Annotated in this window: 17 protein-coding genes; 6 read left to right on the top strand and 11 right to left on the bottom strand. The window is 40.8% G+C overall.

The window, feature by feature from the left end; genetic code table 11:
* Window positions 1-149 precede the first annotated feature (149 nt).
* From ACT3QP_RS02575 to ACT3QP_RS02620, 10 genes are all read right to left on the bottom strand, one after another.
* The gene (locus tag ACT3QP_RS02575) at window positions 150-566 is read right to left on the bottom strand and encodes a F0F1 ATP synthase subunit epsilon (RefSeq protein ID WP_021812807.1); all 417 of its coding nucleotides are present in this window, start codon (window positions 564-566) and stop codon (window positions 150-152) included.
* 105 nt (window positions 567-671) lie between these two features.
* Entirely contained in the window at window positions 672-2,105 is a 1,434-nt protein-coding gene (gene atpD / locus ACT3QP_RS02580) for a F0F1 ATP synthase subunit beta (protein WP_444524361.1), read from the bottom strand.
* Between the two features lie 38 nt (window positions 2,106-2,143).
* A complete protein-coding gene (gene atpG / locus ACT3QP_RS02585; RefSeq protein WP_192518626.1) occupies window positions 2,144-3,025 on the bottom strand; it encodes a F0F1 ATP synthase subunit gamma in 882 nt (293 codons plus the stop codon).
* A gap of 218 nt (window positions 3,026-3,243) precedes the next feature.
* On the bottom strand, window positions 3,244-4,788 hold the full coding sequence (gene atpA / locus ACT3QP_RS02590; protein ID WP_192518627.1) for a F0F1 ATP synthase subunit alpha: 1,545 nt from the start codon (window positions 4,786-4,788) through the stop codon (window positions 3,244-3,246).
* Window positions 4,789-4,883: 95 nt separating this feature from the next.
* The gene (locus ACT3QP_RS02595; protein ID WP_444524362.1) at window positions 4,884-5,507 is read right to left on the bottom strand and encodes a F0F1 ATP synthase subunit delta; all 624 of its coding nucleotides are present in this window, start codon (window positions 5,505-5,507) and stop codon (window positions 4,884-4,886) included.
* Between the two features lie 13 nt (window positions 5,508-5,520).
* Window positions 5,521-5,991, bottom strand: a complete 471-nt coding sequence (locus ACT3QP_RS02600) for a F0F1 ATP synthase subunit B (RefSeq protein ID WP_192518629.1) — start codon at window positions 5,989-5,991, stop codon at window positions 5,521-5,523.
* A 117-nt stretch (window positions 5,992-6,108) separates the two neighbouring features.
* Window positions 6,109-6,357, bottom strand: coding sequence for a F0F1 ATP synthase subunit C (atpE, locus tag ACT3QP_RS02605; RefSeq protein WP_010197960.1), 249 nt, complete (start codon window positions 6,355-6,357; stop codon window positions 6,109-6,111).
* A gap of 36 nt (window positions 6,358-6,393) precedes the next feature.
* On the bottom strand, window positions 6,394-7,260 hold the full coding sequence (atpB, locus tag ACT3QP_RS02610; protein WP_192518630.1) for a F0F1 ATP synthase subunit A: 867 nt from the start codon (window positions 7,258-7,260) through the stop codon (window positions 6,394-6,396).
* Window positions 7,261-7,947: 687 nt separating this feature from the next.
* Complete coding sequence (locus ACT3QP_RS02615) at window positions 7,948-8,346, bottom strand: ATP synthase subunit I (protein WP_444524363.1); 399 nt, start codon at window positions 8,344-8,346, stop codon at window positions 7,948-7,950.
* 264 nt (window positions 8,347-8,610) lie between these two features.
* The gene (locus ACT3QP_RS02620; RefSeq protein WP_444524364.1) at window positions 8,611-9,495 is read right to left on the bottom strand and encodes a metal ABC transporter solute-binding protein, Zn/Mn family; all 885 of its coding nucleotides are present in this window, start codon (window positions 9,493-9,495) and stop codon (window positions 8,611-8,613) included.
* A 169-nt stretch (window positions 9,496-9,664) separates the two neighbouring features.
* Here ACT3QP_RS02620 and ACT3QP_RS02625 point away from each other — a divergent pair, with 169 nt between their 5' ends.
* From ACT3QP_RS02625 to gluQRS, 6 genes are all read left to right on the top strand, one after another.
* Window positions 9,665-10,228 carry a transcriptional repressor gene (locus ACT3QP_RS02625; protein ID WP_444524365.1) on the top strand — a complete coding sequence of 188 codons (564 nt, stop codon included), beginning with the start codon at window positions 9,665-9,667 and terminating at the stop codon, window positions 10,226-10,228.
* A gap of 128 nt (window positions 10,229-10,356) precedes the next feature.
* Window positions 10,357-11,163: a metal ABC transporter ATP-binding protein gene (locus tag ACT3QP_RS02630; RefSeq protein WP_444524366.1), complete on the top strand. Its 807-nt coding sequence runs from the start codon at window positions 10,357-10,359 to the stop codon at window positions 11,161-11,163.
* 99 nt (window positions 11,164-11,262) lie between these two features.
* Window positions 11,263-12,081 (top strand): metal ABC transporter permease, encoded by an 819-nt coding sequence (locus ACT3QP_RS02635; protein WP_444524367.1) that lies wholly within the window; start codon window positions 11,263-11,265, stop codon window positions 12,079-12,081.
* 448 nt (window positions 12,082-12,529) lie between these two features.
* Window positions 12,530-13,378: a metallophosphoesterase gene (locus ACT3QP_RS02640; RefSeq protein ID WP_444524368.1), complete on the top strand. Its 849-nt coding sequence runs from the start codon at window positions 12,530-12,532 to the stop codon at window positions 13,376-13,378.
* A 579-nt stretch (window positions 13,379-13,957) separates the two neighbouring features.
* Window positions 13,958-14,395: an RNA polymerase-binding protein DksA gene (gene dksA, locus ACT3QP_RS02645; RefSeq protein WP_444524369.1), complete on the top strand. Its 438-nt coding sequence runs from the start codon at window positions 13,958-13,960 to the stop codon at window positions 14,393-14,395.
* A gap of 269 nt (window positions 14,396-14,664) precedes the next feature.
* On the top strand, window positions 14,665-15,606 hold the full coding sequence (gene gluQRS, locus ACT3QP_RS02650) for a tRNA glutamyl-Q(34) synthetase GluQRS (RefSeq protein ID WP_444524370.1): 942 nt from the start codon (window positions 14,665-14,667) through the stop codon (window positions 15,604-15,606).
* Window positions 15,607-15,710: 104 nt separating this feature from the next.
* Here the strand turns inward: gluQRS and ftsW are convergent, their stop codons facing one another.
* Window positions 15,711-16,907 carry a putative lipid II flippase FtsW gene (ftsW, locus tag ACT3QP_RS02655; RefSeq protein WP_444524371.1) on the bottom strand — a complete coding sequence of 399 codons (1,197 nt, stop codon included), beginning with the start codon at window positions 16,905-16,907 and terminating at the stop codon, window positions 15,711-15,713.
* Between the last annotated feature and the right edge of the window lie 67 nt (window positions 16,908-16,974).

A 16,974-nucleotide genomic window follows, 5' to 3' on the forward strand; every position in this document is an offset into this window, starting at 1 on the left:
AGTCGTTCACTGAACAATACATGGTTATACACACTTGTATCAAAACCATATTGAACAAACTAATTATTTCAAGCACCATCAAATGATAAATATCAAGCATAAAAAAACAGCCCATGATGGACTGTTTCTTAATTATAAATAATATTAAATTAAGCGCGATTTTTGTACTTACGAATAGTCTGTAGCTGTGCAACAGACTCTGCCAATGAAGCCAAAGCAGCATTTGTCTGTACCGTATCAGACTGATTAACCAGCATTTGCTCAGCTTTTTTGCGTGCTTCAACGATTTTACTTTCATCAAGATTATGTGCACGCATAGCTGTATCAGCTAATACAGTAACCATCTTAGGTTGTACTTCTAAGACACCACCTGATACATAAATCACTTCTTCTTCACCATTTGGTGTTTGCACACGCATCGCACCCGGTTTTAGCAAAGTAATAAGCGGTGTGTGACCTGGCAATACACCAATCTCGCCTTCGGTACCCGTAGCTATTAACATGCTAATTTCGCCTGAATACAACTCTTCACGAGCACTTACGACGCGACATTGTAACGTTGCCATACTTAACTCCTTACCATCAAAATACAATCAAAACTGCGATGCGTAACTTAATGGCAAATAAGTTTATGATAACCTATTTACCTTTTAGAAAATGCTAACACAATTTTACGCTGCAGTAGATTTCATCTTCTCTGCTTTAGCAACAACTTCATCAATGCCACCAGCCATATAGAAGGCTTGTTCTGGTAGGTCATCGTATTCACCTGCAATGATCGCCTTGAAGCTAGCAATGGTATCGCGTAGAGCAACATATTTACCAGGTGCACCAGTGAATACTTCTGCTACATGGAATGGCTGTGACAAGAAGCGCTGAATCTTACGGGCACGGTAAACAACCAGCTTATCTTCTTCTGATAGCTCATCCATACCCAAGATAGCGATGATGTCTTTAAGCTCTTTATAACGCTGTAGAACTTCCTGAACACCACGAGCCACATTATAATGATCATCACCAATTACTTGTGGATCTAGCTGACGTGACGTTGAATCTAGTGGATCAACTGCAGGATAGATACCTTGTGATGCGATATCACGGCTTAGTACAACCGTTGCATCCAAGTGAGCAAACGTTGTCGCTGGTGATGGATCGGTCAAATCATCCGCAGGTACATAAACCGCTTGAACTGAAGTAATAGAACCTGACTGAGTTGAAGTAATACGTTCTTGTAGTAAGCCCATCTCTTCAGCAAGTGTCGGCTGATAACCAACTGCTGATGGCATACGACCAAGCAGTGCTGATACTTCAGTACCGGCTAGCGTATAACGGTAGATGTTATCAACAAACAGCAATACGTCACGACCTTTGCCAGTAGCAGGATCTTTAGTATCTCGGAAGTATTCAGCCATAGTCAAACCAGACAGTGCAACACGTAGACGGTTACCCGGTGGCTCATTCATCTGACCATACACCATTGCAACTTTAGATTTGCTAAAGTCTTCAGTGTTTACAACACCAGCTTCTTGCATTTCATGATAGAAATCGTTACCTTCACGAGTACGCTCACCAACACCAGCAAATACTGACAAACCTTCATGCTTTAGAGCGATGTTGTTGATCAGCTCCATCATGTTAACGGTTTTACCAACACCAGCACCACCGAACAGACCAACTTTACCACCTTTAGCAAACGGGCAAAGTAAATCAATTACTTTAATACCAGTTTCTAGTAGTTCAGTGCTGTTTGACTGATCAGCATAACTTGGCGCATCGCGATGGATAGACCATTTCTCGTCTGCTGCAACAGGACCTTCTTCATCAATAGGACGACCAAGAACATCCATAATGCGACCCAGTGTTCCTGTACCTACTGGTACAGAAATAGCTGCACCAGTATTGGTAACAGGTAGGTTACGCTTTAGGCCTTCAGTTGATCCCATAGCAATAGTACGTACGATACCATCACCTAGCTGTTGCTGTACTTCTAGGGTAGTTTCGGTACCATCTACTTGCAAGGCATCAAAAATCTGAGGAACTTCATTACGGTTGAACTCAACGTCAAGAACCGCGCCAATAATCTGTACAATACGACCGCTACTCATTGCGTTCTCCTTGAACTTCTATATATAGGTGTAGTCAATTATGAAACAGCAGCAGCACCGCCAACGATTTCCGAGATTTCTCGGGTAATCGCCGCTTGACGCAGCTTGTTATAAACCAACTGTAAATCGTTAATAAGGTCACCAGCATTATCTGTAGCCGCTTTCATAGCAACCATACGTGACGACTGCTCAGAAGCGATGTTTTCCATTACCGCTTGATAGACAATCGACTCAATATAACGGCCAAGTAATTCATCAATCAATGTCTTGATATCAGGCTCATAGATATAATCCCAGCTGAGCTCTGTTTGTAAGCCACTTTCGTCTTCATCAAATGACTGCTCTGGTAAAGGAACCAATTGATTGACAGTCGGCTTTTGAGTCATGGCATTAACGAATTTGTTATAGACCACATAGATGCGATCTATATTACCGTTACTATAATCCTCAAGCATGGCTTGAACAGGTGCGTTTATTTGCTCAAACGTTGGCTTATCACCATAATCGGTCACTGCCGAGGTAACATTACCACCAAAATTTTTGAAAAAGCTCACACCTTTAGCACCAATGGCTGCAAACTCAGTCTGTACAGACTGATCTTGATATTGCTGGATACTCTTAGATAAAGCTTTAAATAAATTGACGTTCAAACCGCCCGCTAGACCACGGTCAGAGGTAATGACAATATAGCCAACCTTATTGACAGGACGCGATACCATATACGGGTGTTTGTAGTCAGATGAAGCATGTACCAAATGTGAAATAACCCGACGCATACTATCAGCATACGGGCGACCCACTTCCATGCGTTCTTGTGCACGGCGCATTTTACTTGCTGCAACCATTTGCATTGCGCGAGTAATTTTTTGGGTGCTTTTAATACTGGTGACTTTGGCACGTATCTCTTTTAAGCTTGCCATAATGATTCCAATATGAGAGGGTTAAAAAGCATTGGCGCAAGCGACAATCATTTGATATATGAAATTAATCTGGCAGAATAACATTCTATATCTTGTGCATTACGCGATCTAATGCTGCTAGTGGTTAAAACAGTGGCGCAAGTATCTAATAAGACAATGTGCCACTTTTTATTGACTATCACAGATAGCCGTAACCAAATCCGGCTTAACCCGTGAAATTAATAACTGTGATTTTGTTTAAAGGTCTCTAGAGCTGACTTTAAACGACCTGCGATATCATCGTTGTAGTTCGCAGTGTCATCAATCTCACGCATCAATTCACTCTGCTCATCATGCATATAGCGTAAGTAAGCTTCTTCGAAAGAACCAATCTTTTCAACAGGCACATCCGATAAGAATCCTTCATTTGAAGCATAAATAACAGCTGCTTGCTCAGAGATAGACATTGGCTGATACTGCTTTTGCTTCATCAGTTCAGTCACACGCTCACCATGATCAAGCTGTTCGCGAGTTGCGTCATCAAGATCTGATGCAAACTGAGCAAATGCTGCTAGTTCACGATATTGAGCTAGAGCAGTACGAATACCACCAGATAGCTTTTTGATAATCTTAGTCTGTGCTGAACCACCAACACGAGATACCGAGATACCAGCATTTACTGCCGGACGGATACCTGAATTGAATAGGCTAGACTCTAAGAAGATCTGACCATCAGTAATTGAAATCACGTTAGTTGGTACGAATGCAGATACGTCACCAGCTTGTGTCTCAATGATTGGTAGCGCCGTTAAAGAACCGGTTTTACCTTTCACTTCACCGTTAGTGAACTTTTCTACATAGTCAGCATTTACACGTGATGCACGCTCAAGTAAACGTGAATGTAAATAGAATACGTCACCAGGATATGCTTCACGACCTGGCGGACGACGTAGCAATAGTGAAATCTGACGATAAGCTACTGCTTGCTTTGATAAGTCATCAAATACAATCAGTGCATCTTCGCCACGGTCACGGAAGTATTCACCCATCGTACAGCCTGAATATGGTGCAATATACTGTAGAGCTGCAGGCTCTGATGCTGAAGCAACCACAACAGTGGTATATTCTAGTGCGCCAGTTTGTTCAAGCTTACGTACTACGTTAGCGATAGTCGAACGTTTCTGTCCGATAGCGACGTATACACATTTAATGCCAGAAGCTTTCTGTGCAATGATCGCATCGATAGCCATCGCTGTTTTACCAGTCTGACGGTCACCAATGATAAGCTCACGCTGGCCACGACCGATTGGAATCATGGTATCAACGGCTTTATAACCAGTCATTACTGGCTGATCTACTGACTGACGATCGATAACGCCTGGAGCGATTTTTTCGACTTTATCAGTCATTTTGGCATCGATAGGACCTTTGCCATCAATAGGATTACCCAAGGCGTCAACAACACGACCTAGCAGCTCAGGACCTACTGGTACTTCAAGGATACGACCAGTACAATAGGCTTTTTGACCTTCTTGCAGCTTTAGGTAATCACCAAGTACTACCGCGCCGACAGAATCACGCTCTAAGTTAAGCGCCATTCCATAGATTTCGCCTTCAAACTCAATCATTTCGCCGTACATGGCATCTTCAAGACCATGAATCTGCACGATACCGTCAGATACTTTGACAATCGTGCCTTCATTCTTTGCAGTTGCACCCGCATCAAGGTCTTGAATACGCTGCTTAATCAGGTTACTGATTTCCGCTGGATTCAATTGTTGCATTGCCTTGTTTCCTTTAATTTATGATAACCCGCCCACTGACTTAAATGCTCTTACTATCATGCAGCTCTCATTATAGAGCTGCATGATAAATGGCACTAGGCAGTTAGCTGTGTTTTTAACTGTTGTAACTTGCCGCGCATCGAATCATCAATGACTTTGTCACCGACTTTTATCGTAGCGCCTGCCAATAGACTTGGATCGACCGACTCATGAATCACGACACTACCATTTAGTGATTCGGCAAGGCGCATCTTAATCGTTTCACGCTGAACGTCAGTCAATGGGTAGGCAGTAGTCACATATGCGTCAAGCTGCTTTAAGCTTATGGCCTTGTGATGACGATAATGCTCATAAACTTCAGGAAGCAGCGCTAGACGCTCTTGACCTGCCAGCTGCTTAATAAAATTATTGAGCGCTGGTGATACTTTAGGATAGCTAATATTATTGCCATAACGAGAGCCTTTGCTCTCACCTAATAGCTGTTTAAAAGCAGAACTATTATCACCAGCCACTTGTGAGTCATAAAGATCAACCAAAGTAGCTGACTTATGCTCAGCCGTAACAGCTGGATTTTCTAGCCAAGTACGAAAATCTTTGTCATTGACAACTGTACTGGCGATAAACAAGAAATTTTCCCACTCATCTACAGCACCGTTTTCATTGGCATAGTCAAACGCGGCTCTAGCGTAGGGTCGTGCTAAGGTTGATAAGTCAGCCATTATATCCTCACAGTTACAGCTTCGCCGCCAGTTGATCTAGCATACTGGCATGTTTTTGCACATCGACTTTGTCTTGCAAAATCTTTTCTGCACCAAGCACAGCCAGTTCAGCAACTTGAGCACGTAATGACTCACGTGCTTGATTGATTTCTTGGTCGATAGACGCTTGCGCCTGTTGACGAATGCGCTCGGCTTCCGTTTGGGCTTGCATTTTTGCATCTTCGACAAGCTGATTGGCACTCTTGTTTGCTTGCTCAATTAGAGCAGCAGCTTTAGTCTTTGCAAGATCAAGCTCCTGCTGGACATCTTGCTCCGCGGTCGCTAAATCTGCTTTTGCTTTTTCTGCGGCACTCAAGCCTTCAGCAATTTTACGCTGACGCTCATTAATGGCGCCGATAAGTGGTGGCCACACGAATTTCATGCAAAAAACCACAAATATTGCAAAAGCAATGGCTTGACCGACGAGTGTAAAATTGATATTCACGTGATCACCTCTTTGTTAATGAAAAATCAGTTTCATTGATCATGTTTGGTAGTCAAATCTTGACTATATTTGATAGAAAACTTCCGAATACCAAACATTTACAACTGAGCTTTCGGATTAACCTGCTAGAGGGTTAGCGAATAACAATAGCATAGCAATACCAACACCGATCATCGGAATAGCATCAAGAAGACCTGCTACGATGAACATACGAGTTTGCAATTGTGAGCCAAGTTCTGGCTGACGCGCAACACCTTCTAAGAACTTGCCACCTAGAATAGCAAAACCAATACCTGTGCCAAGTGCGCCAAGACCGATAAGTAGCGCTACTGCGATAACTGTGTAACCACCTAATACTGGATCCATTGATGTATCCTCATTTACCTATTGAATAATGTCTAATTAATGTTCAGTTGATGATGCAAGCGACATGTAAACTATCGTCAGCATCATAAATACGAACGCTTGAAGTGTAATAACTAAGATGTGGAAGATAGCCCACGGTACCGATAACGCCCATTGAATCCAAAACGGCATTAGAGCAATCAGTATAAAAATCAATTCCCCAGCATACATATTACCGAATAGACGCAAACCAAGTGATACTGGCTTAGCAATCAAAGTAACAGCTTCTAAAATGAAGTTGATGGGGATTAAAATAGCTTGGATAATTGGGTTTTTGGCACCAAATGGGTGTAGTGTTAACTCACCTATAAATCCGCCAAGACCTTTTTCTTTAATACTATAAAATATGATCAATGCAAAGACAGAAAATGACATGCCAAGCGTGATATTAGGATCGGTTGTTGGAACAATCTTGAAGAACACGTGATGAGGATCATGACCCATTGCAGCACCAACTTGTCCTGCAAGACCTGGAATGAAGTCAACGGGTATTAAATCCATCAAGTTCATTAAGAAGATCCACACAAAAATGGTCAACGCTAGTGGCGCAATCAGTTTTGAAGTACCACTGTACGAATCACGAACGTTGTTATCAACAAACTCAACGATCAATTCAATCGCTGCCTGAGTTTTGCTTGGCACGCCTGAAGTGACTTTTTTGGCAACCATCCAAAAGATGGCACAAAATAAAATACCCAGACCAACTGACCAAAGCATAGAATCAAGATGGATAGCATTAAAACCCATTGCCCCTGCTTCTTCAGCAGTATGGGCAACTTTCCAACCTTCGCCCGGCAAATAGCCATACGTCCAATTCGTTAAGTGGTGAGAGATATATTCTGATGATGTTTGCTCGGCTGCCATAATGTAAGCTTCTTATTAATCAACGATTTAATCAACTACCAAAAATATGGTTGTCATCTGATGAGGTTTTAGCGTGCTATCTAACATGCTGATAAGCCAGCAAATAACTGACACTAAAGCGCTCATGTAACCAATAACATCCAACCCATAGTTCTATTACTAATGTACGGATTTGATAGCCGCAAATGAATTTTAGCTATCAAAAAAGGGCTTATGATAATTCAGTAATAGCCCTTGCATATGTACGCAAAATTATTATATATGTGTTCACTTACTGTCGTATTTTGACGACTAACGCCTTGTATAGCGTTCATAAGCAAAATATTTAGCTGTCTATCTTAATGCAGCGTTGTATTCGTGTAAAGTCAATTATTAAATTTTTATTCGCTGTATGAATAAGTTAGCTATTGCTAATATTTTCTAACATAGCTTTGTGTCTATAATCTATCTGCAAAAAATTTCTGATAAATAATAACAGTAGCTTAATTTGCTCTACCCTATCACTATATTTTGACACACTACGTTCATTTCGAATAATTATACAAAATTTTTACGATCGCTAGCACTGTCTTAAGACAGACTTTTATGTTTTGACATTTTAGAACTAGTCATAGAGAAGTTGGACGGCAGGGTGGTTTTCATAAAAATATTAATCATATGACTATATCTATAGTTACATAGTTAACACTAACGTATATACCACAACATCCAACTGTGACTAATTTGCATTACCATAAAACCGATAAACAGCGCAGGCGCAGATAGGGGTTGTACGGTAATAAAAATTAGTGCGAAACCCAACATGGCTAATAGCCACTTGGCCATCTGTCCTCGATATAGCTGGCTAACAATATGTTGGCGCGCGCGATATCCAGTATACCAAAAAATAAACCCAGCAAATATAGATTGGCTAGAAAAGCTAAGTAACGCGCCGAGAGCAGCACTTTTTGTTACGGCAAGCTCACTATGCAACCAAACAGCATCTATGATCCAAGCAATAACTATGAGAATAAATAATATCCATGCTTGGCGTTTGATATAGATGCCAATCTTATCTTTTTGCGTGCGTTTAGCAGGCTTGGTCATCAGTATTCCTATAGCCTTACAACATTAGGATAATTTAGCATGCTTCTGATACTTTTATCCGTGAATCGTTTACCCTACAGGTATTACCTTTATAACCAAAATCAAACGCCACTTATTATAAGGAGCATGTGCGTGTTAAGCAAGTAAAATCTGAAACTTGTCAACTATTTAGCAGACACATGACTCAAGATAGATTATTCTGAAGTTCAAAGCACTATATTTGAGTCATGGTAATATTTATTTGGTGAACACTTATGCCTATTCTTAGTTACCATCAATACAATTATTAATTTGTTGCGCCATACTCATCCACCCTTCTACGAAGTCTTTGCTAGAGCTCATATCTTCGATTTGTATGGTTGTTTTCACAGGCTGTAGCTTGGCAAGTAGACCTTTCGGAACAGTGCCCTGATTGACCATACACATCTGATCAACAGGACGATTTTCATTCAACCAGCGTAACTGACTGGCTTTTGGAGAAAGGTGATGATCTGGGCTCAAACTACCTGCTAACTTTATATGAGCAGCTTTTTCGATATATTGATAGGCATCATGATAAACCCAGTAAGGACGGTTTTTCTGAGCGTCCTGTTGTATATCAGCAACAGCTTTATCCATGCGTTCAGCAAACTTTTTAACATTAGATTGATAGGTATCTGCATACTCTGGATTAGCGCGGCTATGTATCACTGCTAGTGCACGAGTGATGGCTTTGGCGTTTTCAGGATCTAACCAAATATGCGGATCAAGTGTACCCTCAATCGGTACGCCCTTCACATCACGCAGCGGATAACGATTAAAAGCATTAAAATCAAACATAGCAATCGCGTTGGGGGCGGTTTGTAAGCTACCCGTTAGACTGTTTTCTAATGATGGTCCAAACCAAACGACAAACTTACTGTCTTTAATGGCCTTGATATCGCTTGGGCTGACGCTCCCGTGATGCCCTACATCGCCTGCTTGTAGAATTCTATTGGCTGATGGTGTTCCTTCAGTCACCGCTTCACTGAGTAAGAACATCGGATAGTTGCTCACACTAACCGTTGCTGCTTGGGCATTTAGCGTTAAAAATCCTAGTACTGCTCCAGAAATTAGTAGACGTTTTATCTTGATAACTGGACGTAATAACTGATTGAAAGCTGATTTCATAATAGATGTCTTTGATATATGAGTAATGGTTTGTAAATATTATATTTGATGCAAACTAAAGGTATGACAGATACACTAAGGTCGCTTATCTGCCTTGCGTTTTATTATGTTATACTATAACAATAAAAAATATAATAAAACAGCCATTTTATTTTTAGGAGTTCGCACTATGTCTACCCATTCATCAGATTGTGAACATTTACATGATGCGCAAGATTTAACACAGCATGACGTTGTCGAGCGTTTAACCGCAGCAAAGGAACAATGTCAGTTAAGTGGTGCACGCTTTACTTCTTTACGTCAGCAAGTATATCAATTGGTATTAGAAGCCAATAAACCCATCGGTGCCTATGACTTGATCGCTCAATTACAGAACATGCGATTATCAGATACTGATAGTGTTGATGATACAAAAGAGGCTCACTCGCAAACACCATCACAAACAAAAAAAACCACAAAAAACGTCGCGCCACCAACAGTTTATCGCAGTTTAGAGTTTTTATTAAGCGAAGGTTTGATTCATCAATTAACATCTATCAACGCTTATATTCCTTGCTGTCATCCAAGAGCACAACATACAGCCGCTTTTCTAATCTGTGATCAGTGTCAGCGTGTGCAAGAGTGTAGTAGCCTACCAGTACAAGAGATGATGAGTTTTGCTGAGCAAGATGTTGGGTTTGTCGTAGAACATAGTGTCATTGAACTTAGCGGTCGGTGCAAAGCTTGCCAGTAATGCCTTAGCTCTCAAATCCTAATATTAACCCTTAAAGCTTCATATCTGGATTTCATATTTTTTTATTGGTTTGTTATGCCAGTATTCTGATTATTTTTATCTTTTACTTATTCATTCGTTGTCATATTATGAGCCACTCTTCTACCTTAATATCTAATCAGCCACTCTCTCCTAATGCTGATCACCCTACCACGAACGATACTAACCAACTGCTAAGTTTAAGCAATATCAACTACCGTGTCGGACCGCAACATATCCTCTCAAATATCAATATTGATATTAATATCAATGAGACGGTGAGCCTCGTTGGGCCTAATGGTGCTGGTAAATCAACGCTAGTCAAACTAATTTTGGGTTTAATTGAACCCACTCAGGGCAACATCACTGCGCATCAACCACTGCAACTTGGCTATGTGCCGCAACGATTTACCGTCCCACCAATCCTGCCATTACGCGTCAGTGACTTGCTAGGTCAAGCAAATAAAAACCGGTTAACCGCAGAGCAACGCCAGTTTATATTTGATAATTTAGCATTGTCGCATTTATTATCACGGCAACTGCTTCACCTATCAGGTGGCGAAACGCAGCGGGTTTTATTAGCCCGAGCCTTATTGGATAAGCCCAATTTATTGATTTTGGATGAGCCTATGCAAGGGCTTGACCCTGATACTGAGGTTTGGCTGTACCAATTCATTGATAAGCTCCCAGATTTCTTGCATTGTGCCATGCTAGTGATATCCCATGATTTACACTGGGTAATGAAAGGTAGTCGACGCGTTATTTGCCTCAACAAACATATTTGCTGTGAAGGTCAACCAAGCGATCTGGCTATTAGTACTGAATTCAAGAAACTATTTGGTCACTATTATGAGCAACCTTATGTGCATCAGCCACATGCTTGCCAGCATCACGCACCAAATGAGCTTGAGCCCTAATTGTCAAAATTAAATATATTATCGCTGTGTTTAGTAACGTGTTTTTGACATTTACTGATACTGTTTTGAGTGTTTTTAAAAATTTTACGGATATTTATTATGACCACTTGGTTAGCCATTATCGCTCCTGCTTGGATCGCTGGCAGTATTTTAGCATTATTATCAGCACCTTTAGGGTGTTTGGTATTGTGGCGCCGTATGGCCTTTTTTTCCGATGCTCTAGCACATGGTACTTTACTTGGTGTGGCTTTAGCCGCCTGGTGGCAATTACCGATGGGCATTGGTGTGCTGCTAGTCAGTTTTATGGTGGTGTTAGGACTGGTATTGATTGATGATGAGCGTCTACCTGCAGATGCCGTACTGGCGGTCGTAGCAGTATCCTTGCTGTGCTTGGGTTTGTTAACCTTGACACAGCTAACAGATCAACAATCTAACGTGTTGGGGTTCTTGTTTGGTAACCTATTAGAACTCGATTGGGCCGACTTACCTTTGCTAGCAGGTAGCGTACTAGTGGGTCTAGGTTTACTACGTTATATCTGGCCTGCACAAATTAAGCTGGCGACTCATGAAGCATTAGCACGTATCCAAGGTATCAACCCTACACGCCAGCGGCTGTTTTTTATGGGAATATTGGCAGGATTCTGTGCTGTTGCGCTACAAGCAGTTGGTAGTTTACTGATCAGTGGTTTGTTGGTATTGCCAGCACTAACTGCGCGCTTATGGGTGACCTCACCAAAACAAATGGTCGTCATATCGTTACTTATCGCGCAGCTTGGCGTCACGTTGGGCGTTTGGGGTAGTATTTGGCTAGATATTCAGACTGGACTCTCTATCGTATTAATATTAGCTATTTTGTTTTTTTTGGCTCTGATTCTGTCAAAGTTAATAGCCTCAAAATTTCGGGTAGCACGCCCTTAAAGGGTGTCCTCAGTTTAATTGATAGTCGTTTAAACAAGCCAAACATCGTTAAATAGCAGGGCAATATCCTGATAATATCGATTTATCCGTTCTATTTTCTTATGTGACGCTGGTTTATCTCATTTTTACCCCTACTTTTAAAATGGAGAATACGCTCTAGTTACTGAGTAAGTATCATAAAACCATTTTTTATTATATTATTCGACTTTATTTTATTAATATTGCTAGAGCTTTGATTCACTTTATGTTATAAACTTTCCCTAATATTATCAGTATCATAATGAATAGAAAGCTGCCTATAATGATGGTTGCAAATATAGTGTGGTAACTGCCATTAACTACCATGTCGAATGGGAAAAATAAGTAGTGAAAACAAATAACAGCGACTCATTTATTTACAGTGATTTTGGCAGTGTGAATTGTTCTGATTCAATAAGGAACTGGCCCAATGCCAAGCTATCCTGTCAATAAAATCAGCACGCCAGATAAGCAGGTCAATGTCTTACAGGTCACTGATTTGCACTTATCGACGCCTGTTGACTTTATGACTGACAATGATAGTAGTAATCTTGACGAATCTACTATTTATCAACATAGTTTTGAGAAAGTACTTCAACAAGCATTAAGCGCAGATATGCGCTGTGATTTAATCTTGGTAACTGGTGACTTAGTTAATGAAGTTAAGCCCGTCATTTATGATCATATCTTCAAAGTGTTGCAAGCAACCGATATTCCTTTTGCTTGTATTGCTGGCAATCATGATGTGACTGACGAGGTCGGCAGTCATTTGCCCTTCCTTCAGCGCACACTGGTCGGACGCTCTACCGATCCTCGTTTATTAAGTCAACATGTTATCGAAACCGATCATTGGCAGTTATTGTTATTAGACTCCTCTATTACGGGTGAAGTGGCAGGAGAAATAACCCCTGATGATATTGACTGGTTGTGCAAGAGACTCAGTGCCTGTGATAAACCCGCATTGATCGCCCTCCACCATCATGTCGTACCAGTAAACTCTGCATGGATTGATAACCATATGGTAGAAAACAGCGAGAGGTTTTGGCAATATATGGCAGCATTTGAGCATCTAAAAGTAATCATCAGCGGACATATTCATCAAGAGCAAGTTCGCTATCGTCAAGGCGTTACCGTCTATAGCACACCATCTACTTGCTATCAGTTTATGCCTAATGAAGATAGCTTTGCCTACGATAGTGACGCTCTACCTGGTTATCGTTGGTTGCAATTAGGCAACAATGGAAAGGTTGCAAGCTGGATTGAAAGACTAGATACTTGACCCCCAGATTTATTGCTCTAAATACCAATTAAATCTGTTTTATATCAATATTTTGGTTGATATTTCTTGATCAAATATATAATAATCAGCCAAGTAAAGTTGCTATTAAGATGAAAAATGACTTCATTATTATTAAAAACAATGATACAACTTATAAAATAAAGCGAAGACCACCTAATATTTGATATTAGGCAAAATCATAATAGCTAGGATGGCTAAGTTGAGTAAAGGGGGTCGTTTTTTCCGTCAGCAGTTGGTGACATATTTTAGGCATTGCGATATCTAGTCAGCTCCATGTAACTTAGATAGAAGGAAGGCGAGTGAACGCTCGGCAAGTAGGCTAAACAAGCCTGACAAAGTATATTTTTTATCTGGCACTGACTATACTTAAATAAAACAGGTACACGTATATGTCTGACTATCGATATATTCATACTATTAGATCAGCTGTGTTACTTGAGTTACCAAGTGGTGAAACGTTTTATAAATGGACCACATTACAACGTTCGTAAAATTAATAACGTACTATCTGTTGATACATCGTTTTATTGAATTAATTTGAAAAAGTAGGATACCCATATGAGCACCGTGACCACGAACCCGAGTGAAGTGAAGTTTACTCCTTATGTGCCAGCCAAAGACGAAGAGTATATGTCTGATGCTCAATTAGAGCATTTCAGGGCTATTCTGTTGGACTGGAAAAATCAATTGATTGGTGAAGCAGACCGTACCAAGACTTATATTCAAGATGAGTCAAGCGCCATGCCAGACATCAATGATCGTGCTACCCAAGAAGAAGAGTTTGCCTTAGCATTGCGTACACGTGACCGTGAACGTAAGCTCATTCGCAAAATCGATAAATCGATAGCAGAAATAGAAAATGATGACTATGGCTTTTGTGAGACTTGTGGTGTAGAGATTGGTCTTCGTCGCTTGGAAGCACGCCCAACAGCCACTCAATGTATTGACTGTAAGACATTATCTGAAATTAAAGAACGTCAAAACCAAGGCGCTTAAATAAGGTATTGTGCATGACTATCAATTATCAGTAGTAAACATTGACAGCAATAAAAAATCTAAACATAAAGATGAGCGACCATATATTGGTCGCTCGTTGCGTTTTAGGCTATCGCTTTTTTGGCCTATGGCTTATAGTAATCATTACAAATGTAAGCCCCAATAAAATTGATGCATTTAATAAATATCTTTTTTGACTCATCTTTATTATCCTAGTGGTATAACACTACTATCGATAACCCCTTATTTTGAAAAGTATCTAGACACCTATGTCCATTGCAACCGTATCCACTCAGCCTATTGGCCGATTTGCACCCTCACCTACTGGCGAACTACATCTTGGCTCTTTAACCACTGCTATTGCTAGCTTTTGCCATATAAAATCACTCGGTGGGCAGTGGTTGTTGCGTATCGAAGATACTGATACTGAACGCTGTGACAGGCAGTTTGCTGAGCAAATTTTGATCGATTTGGAAGCGCTTGGACTACAATGGGATGGCGATATCATTTATCAGTCTGAGCGTATCGACATCTATAATGACTATATCAATTCAGCCCTACGGCCGCTCACTTATGGCTGCCAATGCTCACGTAAAGACTTAGAGCAATATTGGTCACAAGAGCAACAACGCCCACATTGTACCCACAACCGATTACCACCAAATAGACATCGCTACCCACGTTGCTGTGTCACAGCAGATCTTGATAGACAACAACATAAGCTGCGCATACAGCTACCGAATTATAGGATTGGCTTTAATGATGGTATTCAAGGAATACAGTGGGACAATCCTCAGCAAACACTAGGTGATATGGTGGTACGTCGCCAAGACAATATGATCAATTACATTTTGGCAGCCAGTCTTGATGACGGGCTGCAACAGATTACACATATCATGCGAGGATTGGATATCTTACCCATGACCACCGCACAAATCAGTATCATGCAAGCAGCTGGTTTACCCGCTGTCGATCATTGGTATCATCTACCATTAATATGTAATCCTGATGGGCAAAAACTCTCCAAACAAAATCTCGCACAGCCAATTGATACACGCAATCCAAGTCAATTAATCGCTCATGCATTAAAACTATTGCAACAGCCAACTGTCGATAGAGATACACCTGAAAACATGCTCAAGCAAGCAATTACTCAATGGGACAATACACCGTTACAACACAAACACCAGTTAAACTTGCCTAACTTATAAGAAAAGATACTTAAAAACAGACAACAAAAAGCGCCACTAGCTAGCGGCGCTCTTTAAGAGAATCGCATGACACCAAACGTTTTTCGTTGAGTGCTCAATGCGTGCTAATAATAACGACATTGATTTTTTTCTATCTCAGGACTTTCTTTATATATTTTTAGCAACAGCGCAACCATGACTAAACTAATCAACATAGAGGAACCACCATAACTAAAGAATGGCATGGTCAAACCTTTGGTCGGAATCGCACCCATATTCATCGCCGCATTAATGATAGTCTGTGCAATAAATACCACACCAATACCAAAAGCTGTATAGCTCATACGCATCTGCCGACGTTTTAAAGCATTATAGCTAATACGCATCGCACTACCGATAATCAGTGCTTCAAGAATGAGTATCATAGTGACCCCCACAAAACCTAACTCTTCACCGGTAATAGCCAATAAAAAATCCGTATGCGCTTCTGGCAAATGCGATAATTTTTGTACACTCTCCCCATAACCCACACCCGTAAACTGGCCACGACCAAAGGCGATCAAACTACGTGCTAGCTGATAGTCTGTGTCTTGTACATCATCAAATGGATCTATAAATGACATCACACGTACCAATCGGTATTGCGCTGTTGTTACCATTAAAACTGCACCACCAACAGCAGCCGCAGCCAGTGCTAAAAAGTGCTTATAAGGCGCACCAGCAATATAAAAAATCGCAAAAATAGTACCCAAAATCACGACAAAAGAACCAAAATCCGGCTGTGACAATAGCAACATAGTAATGAGTGCGACCACCAGCATAATCCGTAAAAAGCCATCCAAGCCATTACGAACCTCAAACGAGCGACGCACCACAAAATCAGAGACAAAAACAATCATGACCAACTTGGCCAACTCTGCCACCTGAAAGTTAAACACGCCCAAATCTAACCAACGCTTAGAGCCATTAATCGGCGTACTAAACAAGGTTGCAACTAGCAACACGCCTGTAATACCTAATAAAATAAACTGCGTTTCGGTCTTATATAGCGTTCGTAAAGACACCGTATAGTAAGGAATAGCTGCGATAATTAGCCCGATTGTCATGTACAACAGCTGATTTTTAAAGAAATGCAGCTCGGTCATACCACGACTAAGCGCAAAAGGAATAGAAGCAGAAGCCACCATCAATAAACTGAGTACCAGCATACAGCCGACGCTTGATATTAAAACAGCGCGTGCGGATGGCATAGAAAGAATACCATCAGAGCCAGTAGCTTGTTTTGATTGAGAAGAGAAACGAAAAAAAGAAGAGATCGCCATAATTTTATATACACTAACGAACGAAAAACACGGCGTCTATAAAACGCCACCGTTTAAAAAAATATAA

The sequence above is a fragment of the Psychrobacter sp. AOP7-B1-24 genome, assembly GCF_052376215.1.
GTDB lineage: Bacteria > Pseudomonadota > Gammaproteobacteria > Pseudomonadales > Moraxellaceae > Psychrobacter.